Annotated in this window: 17 protein-coding genes and 1 pseudogene; 8 read left to right on the top strand and 10 right to left on the bottom strand. The window is 45.2% G+C overall.

Annotation, left to right across the window (positions count from 1 at the left end; all coding sequences use genetic code 11):
• Positions 1–55 precede the first annotated feature (55 nt).
• The 3 genes from MOF34_RS08265 to MOF34_RS08255 all read left to right on the top strand — a co-directional run bounded on the left by MOF34_RS08265 (position 56) and on the right by MOF34_RS08255 (position 3,584).
• Positions 56–1,795 carry a sigma-54-dependent Fis family transcriptional regulator gene (locus tag MOF34_RS08265; RefSeq protein ID WP_268399710.1) on the top strand — a complete coding sequence of 580 codons (1,740 nt, stop codon included), beginning with the start codon at positions 56–58 and terminating at the stop codon, positions 1,793–1,795.
• A 104-nt stretch (positions 1,796–1,899) separates the two neighbouring features.
• Positions 1,900–2,613, top strand: a complete 714-nt coding sequence (locus MOF34_RS08260; RefSeq protein ID WP_268399709.1) for a TIGR02206 family membrane protein — start codon at positions 1,900–1,902, stop codon at positions 2,611–2,613.
• 110 nt (positions 2,614–2,723) lie between these two features.
• Positions 2,724–3,584, top strand: a complete 861-nt coding sequence (locus tag MOF34_RS08255) for a glycosyltransferase family 8 protein (RefSeq protein ID WP_268399707.1) — start codon at positions 2,724–2,726, stop codon at positions 3,582–3,584.
• A 48-nt stretch (positions 3,585–3,632) separates the two neighbouring features.
• On the opposite strand, the gene sacY is transcribed toward MOF34_RS08255, so the two are convergent.
• The 3 genes from sacY to MOF34_RS08240 all read right to left on the bottom strand — a co-directional run bounded on the left by sacY (position 3,633) and on the right by MOF34_RS08240 (position 8,292).
• Positions 3,633–4,475 (bottom strand): transcription antiterminator SacY, encoded by an 843-nt coding sequence (gene sacY, locus MOF34_RS08250; RefSeq protein ID WP_268399705.1) that lies wholly within the window; start codon positions 4,473–4,475, stop codon positions 3,633–3,635.
• A gap of 53 nt (positions 4,476–4,528) precedes the next feature.
• Positions 4,529–5,908: a SacY negative regulator SacX gene (gene sacX, locus MOF34_RS08245; RefSeq protein ID WP_019716154.1), complete on the bottom strand. Its 1,380-nt coding sequence runs from the start codon at positions 5,906–5,908 to the stop codon at positions 4,529–4,531.
• A 446-nt stretch (positions 5,909–6,354) separates the two neighbouring features.
• Positions 6,355–8,292, bottom strand: coding sequence for a S8 family peptidase (locus tag MOF34_RS08240; protein ID WP_268399703.1), 1,938 nt, complete (start codon positions 8,290–8,292; stop codon positions 6,355–6,357).
• Between the two features lie 227 nt (positions 8,293–8,519).
• Between MOF34_RS08240 and celB the strand changes: the two genes are divergently transcribed.
• The gene (gene celB / locus MOF34_RS08235; protein WP_268399702.1) at positions 8,520–9,830 is read left to right on the top strand and encodes a PTS cellobiose transporter subunit IIC; all 1,311 of its coding nucleotides are present in this window, start codon (positions 8,520–8,522) and stop codon (positions 9,828–9,830) included.
• Between the two features lie 154 nt (positions 9,831–9,984).
• On the opposite strand, the pseudogene glxA reads toward celB, so the two are convergent.
• Positions 9,985–10,366 (bottom strand): annotated as a pseudogene (gene glxA / locus MOF34_RS08230) (glyoxalase GlxA).
• A 122-nt stretch (positions 10,367–10,488) separates the two neighbouring features.
• Here glxA and MOF34_RS08225 point away from each other — a divergent pair.
• Positions 10,489–11,676: a class I SAM-dependent rRNA methyltransferase gene (locus tag MOF34_RS08225; RefSeq protein ID WP_268399700.1), complete on the top strand. Its 1,188-nt coding sequence runs from the start codon at positions 10,489–10,491 to the stop codon at positions 11,674–11,676.
• Positions 11,677–11,712: 36 nt separating this feature from the next.
• On the opposite strand, the gene MOF34_RS08220 is transcribed toward MOF34_RS08225, so the two are convergent.
• The 4 genes from MOF34_RS08220 to MOF34_RS08205 form a co-directional block, all read right to left on the bottom strand.
• Positions 11,713–11,910, bottom strand: a complete 198-nt coding sequence (locus tag MOF34_RS08220) for a YwbE family protein (protein WP_003222222.1) — start codon at positions 11,908–11,910, stop codon at positions 11,713–11,715.
• A gap of 33 nt (positions 11,911–11,943) precedes the next feature.
• Positions 11,944–13,146 carry an MFS transporter gene (locus MOF34_RS08215; RefSeq protein WP_268399698.1) on the bottom strand — a complete coding sequence of 401 codons (1,203 nt, stop codon included), beginning with the start codon at positions 13,144–13,146 and terminating at the stop codon, positions 11,944–11,946.
• 104 nt (positions 13,147–13,250) lie between these two features.
• Positions 13,251–13,928 carry a CidB/LrgB family autolysis modulator gene (locus MOF34_RS08210; protein ID WP_268399696.1) on the bottom strand — a complete coding sequence of 226 codons (678 nt, stop codon included), beginning with the start codon at positions 13,926–13,928 and terminating at the stop codon, positions 13,251–13,253.
• The gene (locus MOF34_RS08205) at positions 13,910–14,296 is read right to left on the bottom strand and encodes a CidA/LrgA family holin-like protein (RefSeq protein ID WP_015714922.1); all 387 of its coding nucleotides are present in this window, start codon (positions 14,294–14,296) and stop codon (positions 13,910–13,912) included. Before MOF34_RS08205 ends, MOF34_RS08210 begins: the two co-directional genes overlap by 19 nt.
• A gap of 106 nt (positions 14,297–14,402) precedes the next feature.
• Here MOF34_RS08205 and cidR point away from each other — a divergent pair, with 106 nt between their 5' ends.
• From cidR to thiE, 3 genes are read left to right on the top strand one after another with little or no spacing between them, the layout of a single operon-like run.
• Complete coding sequence (cidR, locus tag MOF34_RS08200; protein WP_268399694.1) at positions 14,403–15,308, top strand: cidABC operon transcriptional activator CidR; 906 nt, start codon at positions 14,403–14,405, stop codon at positions 15,306–15,308.
• Between the two features lie 7 nt (positions 15,309–15,315).
• A complete protein-coding gene (gene thiM / locus MOF34_RS08195) occupies positions 15,316–16,134 on the top strand; it encodes a hydroxyethylthiazole kinase (protein WP_019716146.1) in 819 nt (272 codons plus the stop codon).
• Positions 16,131–16,799, top strand: coding sequence for a thiamine phosphate synthase (gene thiE / locus MOF34_RS08190; RefSeq protein ID WP_268399692.1), 669 nt, complete (start codon positions 16,131–16,133; stop codon positions 16,797–16,799). Before thiM ends, thiE begins: the two co-directional genes overlap by 4 nt.
• Before the next feature lie 158 nt (positions 16,800–16,957).
• On the opposite strand, the gene MOF34_RS08185 is transcribed toward thiE, so the two are convergent.
• Both MOF34_RS08185 and MOF34_RS08180 read right to left on the bottom strand, forming a co-directional pair.
• The gene (locus tag MOF34_RS08185; protein WP_019716142.1) at positions 16,958–18,499 is read right to left on the bottom strand and encodes a cation acetate symporter; all 1,542 of its coding nucleotides are present in this window, start codon (positions 18,497–18,499) and stop codon (positions 16,958–16,960) included.
• Positions 18,496–18,804, bottom strand: coding sequence for a DUF485 domain-containing protein (locus tag MOF34_RS08180; RefSeq protein WP_268399690.1), 309 nt, complete (start codon positions 18,802–18,804; stop codon positions 18,496–18,498). The genes MOF34_RS08185 and MOF34_RS08180 overlap by 4 nt, the downstream gene beginning before the upstream one ends.
• Positions 18,805–18,843 lie beyond the last annotated feature (39 nt).

The raw sequence follows: 18,843 nt of genomic DNA, 5'->3' as shown, positions 1-18,843 counted from the left end.
AATTTCGATAATTCAGTATAATAGTCATATGAATACGAATGAAGGAGGCGATTTTTTGACAAATTCAGTCATGCCGGATAGAAACAGTTTAATCCGTGAGTCTTATATTCGTTGTGAAAAAGCAAATTTAAAAAGGACTAGGCCGATTGATCAAAAGCTAACGACTTATGATAAAAATAAGCTGTATCAAGAAAATCAATTGTTTCTAGAATACTCCATTGAAGTATTTGAAGAGCACCTGAGTTTTTATCTTCAGAACACAGGGCATTCTGTCTCTCTTATGGATGCAAATGGGTGGGTTTTATATGTGTATCAGGAACCAGGCTGTACTCAAAAAAATACTGTATCAGAAATCGGTGTGAATTGGAGTGAGTCCTACAGGGGGACGAACGCTGTCGGCATCGTCTTAATAGAAAAAGCACCAGTCATAGTAAAAGGGCCCGAGCATTATTACCCAGAACATTCAACATTTAATTGCGCAGCCAGCCCAATATTTACAAAAAAGGAGGGCTTTAGAGGAGTCGTTAATGTTTATAGGCATTCTGGAGTTTTTGATCCTGTATCATTTTCAATTGCAAAAATGGCTGCCAAACTGATTCAAAACAGATTAGATGAACAATATCAGCAGCAACAATATTCGTATCTAGAGCAAGAACTGGATAAAATATTCGATAAATATCAAGCTCCCATAGTATCTACAAGTCCTTCTCACCGCATTTTGAAAGCAAACCGGGCGGCTAAGCATATCCTCGGTCGCGACTGTGTGGGGGAAGATTTTTTTCCTGATCAGTCCTTAAAAACTGAGACAATCAGCAGTCGTTCTAATCCGAATTGGAAAACAAAAATCTTTTATCAGACAGAGCGAAGCAATCATCAATATACATTCTCCGATATCAAAGGCAGCTGTCCAAAACTGAAAGAACAGGTCTCTCTAGCAAAGAAAGCGGCCGAATTTGATTTGCCCGTGTTAATTTTGGGAGAAAGCGGAACCGGAAAAGAATTGGTTTCACAATCCATTCACTCCATAAGCAGTCGATCAGATAAACCTTTTATAGCGATAAACTGCGCCGCTATTCCTGAAAATCTTGTGGTGAGTGAGATGTTTGGATATAAAAAGGGTGCTTTTACAGGAGCAGACCAAAAAGGGAGTGAAGGGAAGTTTTTGGCTGCAAACGGAGGTACCATCTTCTTAGACGAGATTGGTGATATGACTTTAAGCGCCCAAAGTGTGCTTCTGCGGGTTTTGCAAGAAAAAATGGTTACACCGATCGGCGGCATAAAGCCTATTCACATTGACATCAGAATTATCGCAGCAACACACAAAAATCTCATAGAAGAGATAGAGAAGGGTAAGTTTCGTGCGGATTTATACTATCGGTTAAAAGGTATAACACTAAGATTGCCATCCCTTTCAGAAAGAAGTGATGTATTAGAACTTGCAGAGGAATACTTACAAACAGCCAGCATTTCTAGAAAAGTTCTTTCTGCAGAGGCGAAGAGGAAAATTGAACAGTATCATTGGCCTGGGAATATTAGAGAATTGCATAGTGTCTTGGCTCAAGCTGTTGTTTTATCTGACGGCCATGTTATCGGCAGTAAAGACATTCAAATTGACGTCATGAACAAACCGGAAGAGCGTTTGCCCCTTTCACTTGAGGAATCTGAAAAGAGAGCAATTTCAGATGTATTAAATTATTGTAATTGGAACATACAGAGATCTGCTAAGCTGCTCGGAATCACAAGAAACAGGCTATACAGAAAAATTGAGTTATACGACATAAAAAAAGAGAATTGAGTTTACGATGCGGTTCGCGTACTACTAGCGATCCGCTTTTTTGAATAAAAAAGGCCCATACAACACCACAATAAACAAAAAGCCGCAAACGGGGGTGTGCCATCTTGCAAAATTATGTTCAATCCGTCTATAAACATGATCCGTTTCACCTTTTTTCTGCAGAGCATGTGGTGACGTTAGCAATTATCGCTCTTTTGGCTATACTGTTGTTTCTGTTCCGCGAAGCGGTCAAGAGGCCTAAGGCCAGCCAGTTTTTGCGTTATTTGTTTGTGTTTCTGTTGCTTGGTTCGCAAATCGGTTATCAAATATGGATGATCGCCACGGACAGGTGGTCAATGCGCACTTCATTGCCTCTCCAGCTTAGTGACCTGTCTGTGTATTTGTCGGCCATCATGCTGGTGACCAAAAGCAGGAAGCTGTATGTATTTTTATATTTTGTCGGCATCGGCAGTTCGATCCAGGCGCTTGCCACTCCTGATCTCGGTATGTTTTCATTTCCGCATATTCGATATATCCTCTTTTTTATTTCGCACGGGTCCGTGTTTCTGTCCTGTCTGCTGATGGCGGTAATTGGGACGTACAGACTCAGACAGCGTTCTTTATGGGGGACTGTTCTCATTGTCAATGTGTACGGCGTCTGCATTTATCTGCTTGACCGGTGGCTTGGCGCGAATTATATGTATTTGACGAAAAAACCGGGCGGCTCTTCTCTTTTAGATGTTCTCGGACCTTGGCCGTGGTACATCGCTTCGGCTGAAGCCATAACGGTCGCCAGCTTTTACATCCTTTATTGGCTTTATCACATGTTCAAAAAATGACGCCTTTTTTGCTGTATAACACATTCTGTCCATAAAAATATTGAAGAATGGTGTTTAATTTTCTGAAATCGGGAATGTAATTTGTACAACAAAAAGGGAGATGAATATCATTGAAGAAAGATGAAGTTATGCATATTGTGTCATGCGCAGATGATAATTATGCTCGTCATTTAGGTGGGATGTTCGTTTCTTTATTGACGAATATGGATCAGGAAAGAAAGGTAAAACTATACGTCATTGATGGCGGAATTAAACCTGATAACAAGAAAAGACTGGAAGAAACCACATTGAAATTCGGCGTGCCGATTGAGTTTTTAGAAGTGGATACTAATATGTATGAACATGCGGTAGAGAGCAGCCATATTACAAAAGCAGCGTATTACCGCATTTCGATTCCTGACTTAATTAAGGATGAGAGCATCAAACGAATGATATATGTCGATTGTGATGCGATTATTCTTGAGGATATTTCGAAACTGTGGGACTTGGATATTGCGCCATATACGGTGGCTGCTGTTGAAGATGCGGGGCAGCATGAACGCCTGAAAGAAATGAATGTCACTGATACAGGGAAGTATTTTAATTCAGGTATCATGGTTATTGATTTTGAACCTTGGAGAAAGCAAAACATCACAGAAAAAGTCATCGACTTTATCAATGAAAACCCATCTGAAGACTTTCTCGTGCTGCACGACCAAGATGCACTGAATGCGATCTTATATGATAAGTGGTATGAGCTTCACCCGCGCTGGAACGCTCAAACATACATCATGTTAAAATTGAAAACCCCTCCGACACTGTTAGGGCAGAAGCAATATAATGAAACGAGAGAAAACCCGGCAATCGTGCACTTCTGCGGCGGAGAAAAGCCTTGGAACTCCAATACAAAACATCCGTATCGCGATGAGTATTTCCATTACATGTCCTATACGAAGTGGAATACGATCGGGAACCCGGCCATCAACCAATAAATTCAATATAAAAAACGCTTTTGATCATTTCAAAAGCGTTTTTTTGCCTCAGCGCGCCACTGACCGTTGGTAAAAACGCTGAATATGCATGGCAATATAGCATAATTCTTTTTCAGGAAACTCAAAATCGTATTCCTTCTTCACAAATGTGCCGATGCTTAGGGCACACAGGAAGGCATCCTTAAACTTCTCTTTAATAATGTCGATCATTTCTGCATCTAGCTCATAAATGGATTCGCCCGCTTTGATATGTTGAATCGCAAAGCGGAGATGGGTCACAAGCCGTTCATAAGAGATGGTATCTTCTACAATATTGATTGACAGCTGAGTTTCAATAATCTCGATAATATCACGGATCATCGTTGTAATATCAAGTGTCTGCGTCATGTCACCGGCATTGTTTCTAGCCGTATGGATATGCATGGCGATATTGCCGATTTCATCGTCAGGAATGTGAATCCCCAGTTTCTCTTGAATCAGCGCTCTGGCCCACAAGCCGATCTGGAATTCCTTCGGATAAAGCACTTTGATCTCATTCAGCAGCGGATTTTTGATGACCATTCCATTGCTAAGGCGTTCGATCGCAAAGGAAAGATGGTCTGAAAAAGCGACATGAATACGCTCGTTGATTTTGATGTTCAGCTCTTTTTCGGCATGGGAGATAATTTGCTCAGAGATCTGAATATGGTCTTCTGGCAATGTTTCTAAAATCTCTTCGAACTGCTTATAGTCAGCTGTATCTTTTCTGACAAAGGTTTTCTCTATTTTTGATGGATCGACAATATCATTCTTCTTTTTGTCGAACGCAATTCCTGCGCCTAAGAGAATCTTCTCTTCATTTTGATCCTTTACGACGATAGCATTATGATTTAAGATTCTTTTAATTTTCATAGCTTTTTTGTCCTTTCATCCCCCGTTTTATGAATGAAATCGAATAAATCCAGTTATTCTGTCTCTTCTTTAAACCCGAGAAACAATGTAGCTATAAAAGCAGACCCGGCCGCGATCAAAAAACCGATCATATAATGAACAAAATTAGCGGTCCCGAACGGCAGCACGATTGAAATCATCGGAATGCCTGTCAGTCCGTAGGAATTCGACACGACATGTACCGCAACCACGTATGCTCCGCCAATAGCGCCGCCGATGGCAGCTCCGATAAAGGGACGGATTAGTTTGACATTAACCCCGAATACAATCGGCTCTACAATGCCTAAAAACGCGGTCAGGGAAGCGGGGAGCGCAATTTTCTTCAGACTTGATTGTTTCGTTTTGAAGAAAACAGCAAGCCCCGCTCCGCCTTGGGCCACATTCGCCATCGACCATATCGGCACTAAAAAGTTCACGCCGACATGCGGATCGGAAAGCAGCGTTGCTTCAATCGCATAAAAGCTATGATGCAACCCGGATAGAACGATGGTGGAGTAGATGCCGCCGAACAGAGCTCCGGCAGCAATGCCGGCGTGGTCATAAACATAGACAATCGACTGTGTCATAATTTGGCCGATGATGGACGCGGCGGGGTTCATCATAATCAGCGCGAGGCACCCTGTCACCATGACCGTAATAAAAGGAATGATGACGACATCAAGCGACTTCGGCACAATTGATTTTAATAGCTTCTCAATTTGGCTCATGACATAAACGGAGAGAAGAATTGGTATAATGGAGCCCTGATAGCCCATCATTGGAATATGCAGCCCCCAGATGTCTAAGGAAGCGGGGGTTTTGCTGCCGAGCATAGACGGATCCAACAGATCAGGATGCGTCAGGAGCCCAGCTATGACTGCCCCTAAATATGGGTTGCTGCCAAATTGCCGTGCGGCACTGAAACCGACCAAAATCGGCAGCAAAATAAAAGCTGTGCTGGATACGAGATCGAGCACTTTGATCCATGGACTGTCGGCTGCGAACCAGTGGAACACCTTAATCATTCCGATCAATCCCATAAGCAGGCCGCTTGCTGTGATTGCCGGGATAATCGGCACAAAAATATCGGATATTGTTTTCGCAAATACTGCGACAGGGCTCAGCTTCCGGCTGGCCTTTTTCTGTTGAACAGGCTTTTCAGAAGGCGCGGCCTCCCACACGTGAACGACTTCTTTATATACTTTATTGACGACGCCTGCTCCGAAGATAATCTGGAATAATCCATATCGGAAAAAGGTACCTTGTACACCTTGCAGATTTTCAATGGCATGTATATCGATTTTCGTCTCGTCTTTTACCTCAAAACGAAGACGGGTCGTACAATGGCTGATGCTGATAATATTGCTTTTACCTCCTGCGAGGAGCAATAATTCTTTTGCAATCTCTTTTTGCAAGCAATCAAAACCTCCTTTGCTGAAGAAAAGTCGGCTTGTTCATCGTATCAAATGAAAAGTTGTCAATCAAAATGAAAAAAGTGAGAAATACCGTTTGAAAATGGCAAAAACGTGCAGGGACAACAAAAAATGCCCGCGTCGGTGACGGAGCATGAGAATAGGGATTGTCCATGGCGCCGTTATGAGCCCAACACGAAAAGAAGAGTTAAAATGCCCTGCTTTTTAAGGCACTAATACTCCCTTTGCATCATGGGTCTTGCCTGCCTGCCAGTCACAATCCCTCCATATGTGGTGATAACTGTAATAACGTTCATTTTATGCTGTTCATGGCCTGATAGCAATAGTAGGAAAAGCCTGTGAACTGAATGGGAAAAAGGTTGTGCATGCTGTTATTGGAATGGAAAAAGCCTGTAAGGCCCAGAATACAAGTCTTACAGGTTATTTGGTTACTTTTTCGGTTTGACGGCATTCAGCCGTTTTTGCAGCTTTGTTTTTTCATTGGATGCTTGTAATTGATTCACTGCAGACTGAGCGGATGACTTTGACTTTTTTGTTTTGTCTTTTTCCGCTTTTTTCACTTTTGCTTTGGCAGATTCGACTTTTTTTGCTTCGGCTGCCGCCACTTTTTTCTTCACTTTATCTATCCGTTTTTGCAATGCCGTTTTGTCCTTGCCTGATTGAAGCTGATTGATTGCTGATTGTGCTTTTGCGGCATTTGCATCAGTCGATTTCTTTTCAGCTGCAGATACGGATTGCTGAGCTGTTTTCAAATTGGTGTTTTTCACTTTGCTAAGGCGTTTCTGCAACGATGTTTTTTCTGAACCTGCCGGCAGCTTGCTGACTGCTGATTGTGCGCTGTCGACATCTGTTTTCTTTTTGCTTTTTTCCGCTTTCGCTACTTTCTCTTTCGCTTGCTTTGATGCGATGTAGCGTTTTACTTGGTCTAAGCGTTTTTGCAGGTTCTTTTTGTCTGTTCCGTTCGGCAGCTTGTTAACGGCAGCTTGTACTGTATCAACAGTTTGCTTTGTTTTATACTTTTCTGCCTTTGCGGCTTTGTCTTTCGCATCTTTTACATTTTTGTAAGACTGTACTTTATCCAGTCTTGTTTTCAGGGCTGTTTTGGCGTCAGAATCTGGCAGCTGGCTGACGAGTTCTCTCGCTTTATCGATATCTGTTTGTGTTTTTGTTTGTTCTGCTTTTTTCACGGCTTTCTCTGCTGTCACGTACGCTGAATCTGTTGCCTGCGCTTTATACTGGATGAAGCCGTAGCCGAATTGCTGGTCGCGGCCTTTGTTTCCGAGATCAACGATATGGTTCAGCATTTCGGCGCGAAGCTGCACGTTTGTCTCGGCAGGATCCCGCTGTTTTAACAAAGCAAACATGGCAGCGGCGTGTGGTGTCGCTTGGGAGGTTCCGCTTCCAGTTGCATAATATTGGTTTAAATATGTACTCGTGATGTTCGTTCCCGGCGCTGAAAATTCAACTTCATCTCCAGTTGTTGAGAAGGAGGCAAGCTGATTCTTTTCGTTTGTCGCCGAAACAGCAACGACACTGCTGTATGCCGCCGGATAGTTCACAGGCTTGCCGTTCCCGTCGTTACCGCTTGCGGCAACGAGCAGAATGCCTTGTTCATCTGCTTTGTCCACGGCGTCATGAAGGGTTTTGCTGTCTGACGTCGTGCCAAGGCTCATATTGACGATGTCCATCCCGTGGGTGATTGACCAGTCAATTCCTTGGAGAAGGCTTTGAAGATCCCCCGAGCCGTTCTGATCAAGCGCTTTAACCGCGTATACTTGTGCTTCCGGTGCGATGCCGTCAATTCCGTAGCCGTTATGCTTGGCTCCGATAATCCCTGCGACATGTGTTCCGTGGCCGTTATCATCTTTGTAAGAAGAGGTATAACTGACAGCTGAATACCCGCCGGCAATCGACAGGTCATCGTGGGGGGAGATCCCGCTGTCAATGACTGCGATTTTGACATTTTTGCCTGTCAGTCCTGCCTTCCAAGCCTGTTTTACCTGAATGGGCTCAAGGTTCCATTGCTCAAGGTTGTCAGAGGTGTCAGTGCCGTCTGACAGCACGTTGAAATCCGTCCTGCCTGCTGCGGTGAATGTGACATTGTTCTCCACATACAAAATATCAGGATCCTGTTTTAAATCTTTCACTGTCTCCTGATTTGCCGTGACCGCTACCGCCGGAAGATGCGTATACTGCTGTTCAACCTCAGCATCGCTGTCCAGAACGGTTTCCTTTCCAGCCTTGTTTTTATAAACCACAATAACCTCTTTTTCGCTGCTGTTTTTCGCATGTGCGAGAGGGCCTATGACGAGAAAACTGAAAAACAGAGTGACTGATACAACAAGCTTACATGACATGTTTTTCATGATTCATCTCCTTTTTTCTATGATGTTTGATATATATATCGGAGAAAAAAGAGAGTTTGACAGTAAGGAGGAAACAATTTTTCATGGACTGGATTGTTCAGCAGCATGCAGATTTTTTCCGCAGGAAGAGGAAATTTTCCAAATGAATTTGTAAGCGTTTTCAAAATAAGATAAAGAAAACATTGCGAAGGTTGTTTACAAAGCAATGAAAAAGGGGGCTTTTTCAGATGAGCGCATTCACTCGGGTGATGGAAGAAAAAATCATGCCTGGGAAAATTGCCGGGCAGCGGCATCTCAGCGCTTTGCGTGACGGAATTATCCTAACCATGCCGCTGATTATTATCGGGTCTGTCTTTTTGATTTTAACGAGCCTGCCGATTCCCGGTTATGCTGATTTCATGACGAGTGTGTTTGGAAAAGAGTGGGCGGATAAGCTCGGTTATCCAGTTAATGCTTCATTTGATATTATGGCGATGATCGCCGCTTTTGGAATCGCCTATCGTCTTGCGGAAAGCTATGGTGTCGATGCCCTTTCTGCCGGAGCGATATCAATTGCCGCATTTCTATTGGCCACGCCGTTTGAGGTGCCGTTTACGCCGGATGGCTCCACGGAATCCATTTTGGTTGGTGGCGGTATCCCGATTACACTGCTTGGCAGCAAAGGTTTATTTGTCGCGATGCTGATCGCTTTGTTTTCAACTGAAATATATCGGTATATTATTCAAAAAAATATCGTCTTCAAAATGCCAGACGGCGTGCCGCCGGCGGTAAGCAAATCATTTGTCGCGCTAATTCCCGGCTTTATCATTGTGTTTCTCGTGTGGCTGGCACGTCTTCTGATTGAAATGACGCCTTTTCAGAGCCTGCACAATGTCGTAGGAGACCTCCTTGGCACACCGCTTTCCATTCTTGGCGGCAGTCTTGGCGGGAGCCTGATTGCTGAATTTGTGCAGATGCTGCTTTGGTCGTGCGGGATTCACGGAGCTTCAATTATTGGCGGAATTATGGCGCCGATTTGGTATGGCGCGATGGATGCCAACCGTCTCGCGTTCCAAGCAGGAGAGGCGCTGCCGAGTATTTTTACAACCCAGTTTTTTCAAATTTGGATTAATGTCGGCGGAAGCGGAGCGACGTTGGCACTTGTCCTGACGATGCTTGTGCGTTCCCGGAGCAAACAATTGAAGCAGCTTGGCCGGCTGGGGATTGGGCCTGCACTATTTAATATCAACGAGCCGATCATTTTCGGCATGCCGATTGTCATGAACCCGCTCCTCATCGTTCCATTCATCATCGCACCACTCCTCACAATTACCGCAACTTATATCGGAATGAGCACCGGACTGGTGGCAAGGCCAGCGGGAATCGCCGTGCCATGGACGATGCCGCCTCTCATATCAGGCTACCTGGCGACAGGCGGAAAGGTATCGGGCGCCGTTATGCAGCTGGTGAATCTTGTAATCACCTGTGCTATCTACTATCCGTTTTTCAGGATATGGGACCATCAAAAATGGCGGGAAGAGAGTGCGGTTGAATCTTGAGATCAGTGTTTTGTTAAAGCTAATCAGTCTGTTATAGGGATGATTAGCTTCTTTTAATCAAAAGTGAATGTTAAATATGTAAAGGGGGATGCGGGATGCTAGAATACATATAGATAAAAAAGAACGTACATCACAAAATGTACGTTCTTTATTTTTACCGCTGAAAGAACTCAATCCACTCGCCGTCAGGGCCTTCGATATAAAAGTAGCGGTACCCGTTAGGAAGTGTTGTGATCTCTTCGTCGATAAATTTCGCGTTCATTCTTTCCGCTTTTGTATATTCAGCCGCGATTGTCATCCGTCAGCAGGGCAATGTGGTGCACTTTTCCTTCGGTGGGAAGCTCGCTGCTGTAGCCTTGAATCAGTTCGATCTCTGTTTCCGGTCCGTCTACAAAGCCAAGAAAAGCAAGCTCGATGACACCGTTCGTATGTGTGATGCGATCCTTCAATTTCATGCCGAGAACCTCTTCATAAAATGTGATGGACGCGTTGATATCCCTTACCATAATGCCTGTATGATCAATTCGTTTTGCCATGCTGCTCCTCCTCGTAACTCTTATTTGTCTATCGTAGAAAAACCTTTCCTTTCTGTCAATGCAGACAACTTGGCGTTTTGTGGTACGATAAGAGAAAGCATACGGAAAGAGGACGAACAAATATGAAGCTACTTACCATAAATAAAGCACATGCTGCAAAAATCAAAAAAGGCTATCCGCTCATTGATAAGGAAGCTCTCGCAGGGAGTGCGGGGCACGTGAAAGAAGGAGACCTCATTGATATCGTGTCAGAGAGCGGCGAGTTTCTTGCGCGAGGTTATTACGGTCTACAAAACAAAGGGGTCGGCTGGACGCTTACCCGCAATAAACAAGAACAGATTGACCAAGCATTTTTTCTCAGCAAATTATCAAAAGCGGCCCAAGGGCGCACCGAGCTATTCGCTTCCCAAGATACAACGGCATTCCGCCTGTTCAATGGTGAGGGAGACGGCGTCGGCGGCGTCACGATTGACTATTATGGCGGCTACCTGCTGATTCAATGGTACAGCAAAGGCATTTACACCTTTAAAGACATGCTGATTTCCGCTTTGGATGAGCTGGAGCTTGATTATAAAGCGATTTACGAGAAAAAACGCTTCGATACGGCTGGACAATACGTTGAAGATGATGACTTCGTGAAAGGGAAAAGAGGCGAGTTCCCGATCATCATTCAGGAAAATGGCATTCAATACGCGGTGGATCTGAATGAAGGCGCCATGACGGGCATCTTTTTGGATCAGAGACATGTGCGCAAGGCGATCAGAGACCGCTATGCAAAAGGAAAAACAGTGTTAAATACGTTTTCTTATACAGGAGCATTTTCCGTGGCAGCGGCGCTTGGCGGAGCGGAGAAAACAACAAGCGTGGACGTGGCAAACCGGAGCATGGCCAAAACGATCGAGCAATTCAGTGTGAACAAGCTTGATTACGAGGCACACGACATTAAGGTAATGGATGTGTTTAACTATTTTTCTTACGCGGCGAAAAAGGATCTGCGTTTTGATCTCATTATTCTTGATCCGCCTTCCTTTGCACGCACAAAAAAACGTACTTTCAGCGCGGCCAAGGATTATAAAAACCTGCTGAAGGAAACGATCGCCATTACAGCTGACAAGGGCATCATCGTTGCTTCCACAAACAGCAGCGCCTTCGGCATGAAGAAATTCAAAGGCTTTATCGATGCCGCCTTTAAAGAAACAAATGAACGTTACACGATCATTGAGGAATTTACGCTGCCGGAGGATTTCAAAACGATTTCACCGTTTCCTGAAGGCAACTACCTAAAAGTGGTCTTTCTGCAGAAAAAATAAAGCGAAAAGCTGCCCTGTGTTCAGGAGCAGCTTTTTCTATGTAGAAATGATTTTCTGGACGCGGCCGATGCGGCCATCTTCAAGCCGGACTTTAATGCCGTGCGGATGAAAGCTTGATTTCGTCAAAATATCTTTCACTGTCCCTCTCGTCAGTTTTCCTGTTTTTTGATCTGCTTTCAATACAATATCCACCTGTAATCCTTTCGAAATGCTGCTTCGCTCTTGCCCGTTCATAGCGCTCATCCTTTCTTTTTTTCATTATAGTCATTATGGTTTAAAAGTAACAGCCGGCTGCTGAAGTATATTTTTGTTTTTTTCTGCCTTCATTAAATAGAATGTCAGCCCAAAGCCTGCTATGCTCAGCATGCCAAATAGCAAGTAGACTGCGAAGATGGACACGTAGTCAAAAATGTACCCGCCCGCAAATGTACAGAACCAGTTGCCGAATCCATTGCCGATGGCCGCGTACATGGTCAGCGCCGTTGCTTCAACGTGGCTAGGAGTAATCTTTTTTACGTATTGAAGCGCCGCTGGGATAAATAAACCGATGGCCACTCCCTGAAGAAAGACCGTCGCATAAATGATCCATAATGAAGGCGCTGTGAAATAGAGCGCCCATCTGAATAATGAGACCCCGCCTGACAGCATAATGACGTTTAAAAGCCCCATTTTATCTATAAATGTTTGGGCGAATCGCATAAATGGAATCTCTGAAATGACGCCGATGAAAAATAAAATGCCGATAGCGGAAAGTGACGCGCCGCTTTTGTCCAGAAAAAGACTGAAATACGTATTGTTCGCTAAGTTTGGAGCAAATGTCGTAAAAGTGATGATCATAAAGATGAGGAACGTTTTGTTGCTGATCAGCTCCCGGAATCCTTTGCGGATATTGACCTTTGTTTTTGTTTTCTGCTGACCGGGCATTTGTGAGGCCAATATGGCGGCCATGCACAGAAAGGCACAGCCAAAGAAAAAAATGACGTGAATGGGGTACAGCCGATTCGTAAGCTGTCCCATGACAAACACCGCAACGCCGAAGCCGAGAGAACCAAATAGGCGGATTCCGCCGTAGTTGCCGTTTGTTTCTTGTGTGTACCTTAGTGAAATGCTGTCCGATAATGGAATAATCGTGCTTTGAAAGGCTGCAAAACATGCTGCAATCAGAATAAACAGAGGAAAGCCATCAAATACAATATAGCCTAATCCCATGATACCTGTGATTGATGTGCAAACCGCCAGCAGGCTTTTCGTTTTTTGCGTATAGTCGCTCAGCATGCCCCAAAACGGCTGAAAGAAAATCATCACAATCGGGCCGAGTGACATGATCAAGCCGACCTGTGATCCGCTTAAATGCTGTTCTTTCGTTAAATACATACTAAGTAAGGGAATAATGCTGCCCGTGCCAAGAAAAGCAAATAAATAAAATCCTTTTAACGCGGCGTAATGCCGTTTCACCTGCAAGTTGTGCATGGGGTGCCTCCTTCGGTATCCACAATTACATTATATTGGAATCCGCCAGCTTTTCAATAAGGGGAAGCACATAAAAAAAACTGCCCTTGATAGGACAGTTTTTCTTACATAAATGAAAGCAAAAAAGGCGCCGCGCAAAGCGTCATAATCGCAGCTAAGATCATCGATACGCTGGAAATCGTGCCGGACACAGAGCTGAGCTCAAATGCTTTTGACGTTCCCGCTCCGTGCGCGCTGGTGCCGAGCAGCACGCCCCGCGCAATTTCGTTATCAATGCGGAAATAGCGGATCACCATCGGCCCGATCATTGTGCCTAACAAAGCGGTCAAAATCACAAACACGGCTGTGACGGCAGGCATTCCGCCGATCATTTCTGATACGTTCATAGCGATCGGTGTTGTCACTGATCTCGGGACGAGGCTGTCGATTAAGCCGGTGCCGAGGTGAAACCATTTCGCAATAAGAGCGGTTGAAATAATCGCGATACATGAACCGACGGCCACGTTCAAAATAATTTCCAAGGCGTATTTCTTTAAAACAGGGAAATATTTATAAAGCGGGATCGCGAATGCCACGGTGGCCGGCTGAAGCATATCGGTCAGCAATCCGCCGCCGAGATTATAGGACTCGTACGGGACATTCACCAGCAGCAGCAGACCGACTAACACAGCGGGCGTCACCAATAGCGGCGACGTATAGACACGCGGAAAGCGTTGATATACCTTTTTTGCTCCTACATACACCAAAACCGTTAAAAACAAACTTACAATTCCGATGAACACGTATGTTTTTTCTCCTTTCTTTTTGCAATGATTTGTGTAAGCGTTCCTGTAGACACCATCACGACAAACGTGCTGATGATGACAACAAGCAGAATGCTGACACCAAATTTCGACATAATGTCTCCGTATTCAATCACTCCGACGGCAGACGGGATAAAAAATAAAAGCAGCTCCCCGAGAAGCCACGCAGCGCCAAGCTCTATCCATTCAAGCTTGATGATGTTAAAGTGTAATAATGTGAAGAGTATCACAATCCCAATTATACTGCCGGGAATATTTATATGAAGAAGGGCTGTCACCCAATTAATCAGCCGAGCAAATATAAATAACAGAGCGATTTGAATAACGGTTAGCAACAGTTTTTTCATATTGATGCCTCCCTTATATTCATATTGTACATAAGGTTTCTCTATAGGTAAAATATATATAAAGAATAATAAGTATTCCTTTTGTCTATAGAAAGAGGTGAAGCAGATGGATATCCGCCATTTAACATATTTCTTGGAAGTCGCCCGTTTAAAAAGCTTTACGAAGGCTTCCCAATCCCTTTATGTTTCTCAGCCGACGATATCAAAAATGATCAGAAATTTAGAAGAAGAACTCGGAATTGAACTATTTTACCGAAACGGCAGGCAGGTGGATCTGACTGATGCCGGCCAGAGCATGTATGTGCAGGCGCAAGAAATTATTAAATCATTTCAAAACCTGACGTCAGAATTAAATGATATTATGGAGGTCAAGAAAGGGCACGTACGGATTGGACTGCCGCCGATGATCGGATCGGGATTTTTCCCTAGAGTGCTCGGCGATTTCCGTGAAAACTATCCGAATATCACCTTTCAGCTAGTCGAAGACGGTTCTATAAAAGTCCAAGAAGGTGTCGGGGACGGTTCACTTGATATCGGCGTCGTCGTTCTTCCTGCAAACGAAGACATCTTTCATTCGTTTACAATCGTAAAAGAAACCTTAATGCTTGTCGTTCACCCTTCCCACCGGCTGGCAGACGAAAAAGAGTGCATGCTGCGTGAATTGAAGGACGAGCCTTTTATTTTCTTCAGGGAGGACTTTGTCCTGCACAATCGAATTATGACGGAATGTATCAAAGCTGGATTCCGGCCTCATATCATTTATGAAACCTCACAATGGGATTTTATCAGTGAGATGGTGTCAGCCAACCTTGGAATCGGGCTATTGCCGGAACGAATCTGCCGCGGACTTGACCCGGAAAAAGTGAAAGTCATTCCGCTTGTCGATCCGGTCATCCCTTGGCACCTCGCCATTATTTGGAGAAAGGATCGCTACTTGTCCTTTGCAGCCAGAGCCTGGCTCGAACATACGAAATCGTATTTATGGAACCCGAAAAAAGAGAGTAAAGGATGATGCAAACATGGATGCACAATCAGCAGCAAAACGTCTTACTGCTGTCCGCCAGCATAGCCCTCTGGTGCACAGCATAACCAATAACGTCGTAACGAATTTTACAGCAAACGGCCTGCTCGCCCTCGGCGCATCACCTGTTATGGCGTACGCGAAAGAAGAGGTCGCCGACATGGCGAAGATTGCAGGTGCACTTGTTTTAAATATCGGAACGCTGAGCAAGGAAACAGTTGAAGCGATGATCATAGCGGGGAAGTCAGCCAATGAACATGGTGTTCCTGTCATTTTTGATCCTGTAGGAGCCGGAGCAACACCGTTCCGTACTCAATCTGCGCGTGACATCATTCGTGAGGTGCGCCTCTCCGCGATCAGAGGAAATGCTGCGGAAATTGCCCATACCGTCGGTGTGACCGATTGGCTGATCAAAGGTGTTGATGCGGGAGAAGACGGAGGAGACATCATCCGGCTGGCCCAGCAGGCAGCACAAGAGCTAAACACAGTCATTGCCATTACCGGCGAAGTGGATGTGATTGCCGACACGTCAAACGTATATACCCTTCATAACGGCCACAAGCTGCTGACGAAAGTGACAGGCGCCGGATGCCTGCTGACTTCTATTGTCGGTGCGTTTTGCGCTGTGGAAGAAAATCCTATGTTTGCGGCTATCGCTGCCATTTCTTCGTATGGAGTCGCGGCTCAGCTTGCCGCACAGCAGACAGCTGAAAAAGGTCCGGGAAGCTTTCAAATTGAATTGCTGAACAAGCTTTCAACTGTTACTGAACAAGACGTCCAAGAACTGGCGACAATAGAAAGGGTGACTGTCTCATGACACGTATTTCTCGGGAAATGATGAAAGAGTTATTATCTGTTTACTTCATAATGGGGTCAAACAATACGAAAGCCGATCCTGTCACGGTCGTACAAAAAGCGTTAAAAGGCGGCGCCACTCTGTACCAGTTTCGTGAAAAGGGCGGGGATTCGCTGACAGGAGAGGCGCGGATTGAATTTGCTAAAAACGTGCAGGAAGCCTGCCGTGAAGCCGGTATTCCTTTCATTGTCAATGATGATGTAGAGTTGGCTCTGAGACTGAAGGCTGACGGTATCCATATCGGCCAGGAAGACGCCAACGCAAAAGAAGTAAGAGACGCTATAGGTGATATGATCCTTGGCGTTTCCACCCATACAATGTCTGAGGTGAAGCAAGCCGAAGAAGATGGCGCGGATTATGTCGGACTCGGGCCAATCTACCCGACAGAAACGAAAAAGGATACGAGGGCTGTACAAGGTGTATCTCTCATCGAAGCGATCCGCCGCCAAGGCATCGACATTCCAATTGTGGGCATCGGTGGCATCGCAATCGAAAATGCCGCACCGGTTATCCAAGCGGGGGCCGACGGTGTCAGTATGATCAGCGCCATTAGTCAGGCGGAGGATCCAGAGGATGCCGCACGCAAGTTTTATGAAGATATTCAAACGTATAAAAAGGGCAAATAAGTGTGATCCCATCTGAAGGCTGTCCTATAAAGGACAGCTCAGACTGTTGACAAAAATAGGTCGGATCTTTATGATCCGACCTCAGCGTGTCGACTAAGTCACAAAAAGTGGCTTCATTGACACGCTGAAGCTCTCTATACAAGAGAGCTTTTTTACTTCTACTCCTGTTCCATATGAATGCCAGTATGTGCCTTCACCTGTATTTCCGCAAACGTCTCTTCATCAACTGTTTTATTTGAGGACAGCACCGTTCCGAGCCATGCACCGAGGAAGCCGAGCGGGATGGAAATAATGCCCGGATTAGAAAGTGGAATGAGCGGATCGCCGATAAATATAGCACCTCCGGACGGGTCCCACACACTCGGGCTCATCGATACAAGCACAAGCGCGCTGAACAGGCCTGTCAGGCTGCCCCACAAAGCGCCTGTAGCATTGAATTTCTTCCAGAAGACCGTAAACACAATCAACGGGAGGTTTGCACTGGCCGCCACCGCAAATGCAAGTGCGACAAGAAATGCGACATTTAAGGATTGTGCAAAAATCGCTAGGAGAATTGAGAGGACTGACACGGCGACAGAAGCCCATCTGGCCGCTTTCATCTGTTCTTTTTCAGTTGCTTCTCCTTTTCTAATAATCTGGCTGTAGATATCATGGGCAAATGCTGAAGCGGCAGATAGCACCAAGCCTGTCACCACTGCCAAAATCGTGGCAAAGGCGATGGCTGATACAAACGCGAACAGGAAATCTCCCCCGAGCGCTTTCGCTAGGAGCGGAGCCGCCATATTTCCCGCTTGATCAGCCGCCGTAATCGCGTCAGAACCGACAAACGCAGCGGCGCCAAAGCCGAGAAACACCGTCATAATATAAAACACACCGATAATCCATGTCGCTGACACAACAGATGTCCGGGCTGTCTTGGCATCCTTAACGGTATAGAATCGGATCAGAATATGCGGAAGCCCGGCAGTTCCCAGCACGAGTGCCAAGTTTAACGACAAGGTCTCAAGCGGCACCTTGTATTTATTTCCGGGGTTTAAGAAATCAGCGCCAAGCGGAGTGGCCGTTTTCATCTGCTCAAACATGGTATTAAGGTTAAAGCCGAATTTCGAAAACACGATGATAGAAATCACGAGTGTGCCGGCCATCAGTAGAACAGCTTTAATGATTTGAACCCAGCTTGTCGCGATCATGCCGCCAAACACGACATAAATGGTCATCAGCACCCCGACGATGAGAACCGCCACGGTATAATCCAGCCCAAGCAGCAGTTTGATCAGCGCACCTGCCCCCACGAGCTGGGCGATCATATAAAAAGTAGAGATGGCGATGGTATTGAGTGCCGCGACGCCGCGGATTTTCTTTTCTTTAAATCGAGCCGCAATCATGTCTGCCATCGTGTACTTCCCAAGATTCCGAAGCGGTTCCGCCACGATGTACAAGACAACGAGATAAGCCACCAGAAAACCGATGCTGTAAAAGAATCCGTCAAATCCATATAACGCAATCATTCCGGCAATACCCAGAAACGAGGCTGCAGACATGTAGTCGCCGGCAATTGCCAGTCCATTCTGAACACCGGTGAGCCCGCCGCCCGCCGTATAAAACTCACTCGTCGTTTTCGTCTTCCTCGCGGCAAAATATGTGATGACAAGCGTCAGGCTGACAATTGCTAAAAATAATAGAAAAGCAGTCATATTCATGTCTGTTCACCCTTCAGATCTTCATTTAAAGCGCTTACATAACGATCGAAATGAGCCGCCCTCCGGGAATACACCGTACTCAGGATCCAGGTCATGGCGAATTGGGCGATGGCAAACAGCCAAGCCCATGAAATAGCTCCAATGGCCGGTGCATTCAAAAAGGTGAAATAAGACGTCAAAACAGGAAGTGAAAAATAAAAGACAAGAAAGAAAATCGCAGAAGGAACAATAAAAGCGCGTTTCTGCTTTAAGAAAGCTTGAAAAGACGGCGTTGCAGCAATCTGTTTGTAATCAGCTTTGTACATGGCCTTCCTCCTTTTATTCGCTAAACGTAAGCAAAAAGG

Origin of the sequence: Bacillus sp. T17B1, assembly GCF_026796395.1 — a bacterium.
Classification (GTDB): Bacteria; Bacillota; Bacilli; order Bacillales; family Bacillaceae; genus Bacillus; species Bacillus spizizenii_A.
The sequence above is the reverse complement of the archived record's forward strand: the minus strand, read 5'-3'. Positions and strand labels throughout refer to the sequence as shown.

What these genes read in the sequence shown, in the direction of transcription:
- MOF34_RS08220 (WP_003222222.1), bottom strand. Translation starts at nt 11,910, where the DNA reads ATGAACGGGCAAGAGCGAAGCAGCATTTCGAAAGGATTACAGGTGGAT.
- MOF34_RS08215 (WP_268399698.1), bottom strand. Translation starts at nt 13,146, where the DNA reads ATGCACAACTTGCAGGTGAAACGGCATTACGCCGCGTTAAAAGGATTT.
- cidR (WP_268399694.1), top strand. Translation starts at nt 14,403, where the DNA reads ATGGATATCCGCCATTTAACATATTTCTTGGAAGTCGCCCGTTTAAAA.
- celB (WP_268399702.1), top strand. Translation starts at nt 8,520, where the DNA reads ATGAGCGCATTCACTCGGGTGATGGAAGAAAAAATCATGCCTGGGAAA.
- MOF34_RS08205 (WP_015714922.1), bottom strand. Translation starts at nt 14,296, where the DNA reads ATGAAAAAACTGTTGCTAACCGTTATTCAAATCGCTCTGTTATTTATA.
- MOF34_RS08180 (WP_268399690.1), bottom strand. Translation starts at nt 18,804, where the DNA reads ATGTACAAAGCTGATTACAAACAGATTGCTGCAACGCCGTCTTTTCAA.
- MOF34_RS08240 (WP_268399703.1), bottom strand. Translation starts at nt 8,292, where the DNA reads ATGAAAAACATGTCATGTAAGCTTGTTGTATCAGTCACTCTGTTTTTC.
- MOF34_RS08185 (WP_019716142.1), bottom strand. Translation starts at nt 18,499, where the DNA reads ATGAATATGACTGCTTTTCTATTATTTTTAGCAATTGTCAGCCTGACG.
- thiM (WP_019716146.1), top strand. Translation starts at nt 15,316, where the DNA reads ATGGATGCACAATCAGCAGCAAAACGTCTTACTGCTGTCCGCCAGCAT.
- MOF34_RS08225 (WP_268399700.1), top strand. Translation starts at nt 10,489, where the DNA reads ATGAAGCTACTTACCATAAATAAAGCACATGCTGCAAAAATCAAAAAA.
- sacY (WP_268399705.1), bottom strand. Translation starts at nt 4,475, where the DNA reads ATGAAAATTAAAAGAATCTTAAATCATAATGCTATCGTCGTAAAGGAT.
- thiE (WP_268399692.1), top strand. Translation starts at nt 16,131, where the DNA reads ATGACACGTATTTCTCGGGAAATGATGAAAGAGTTATTATCTGTTTAC.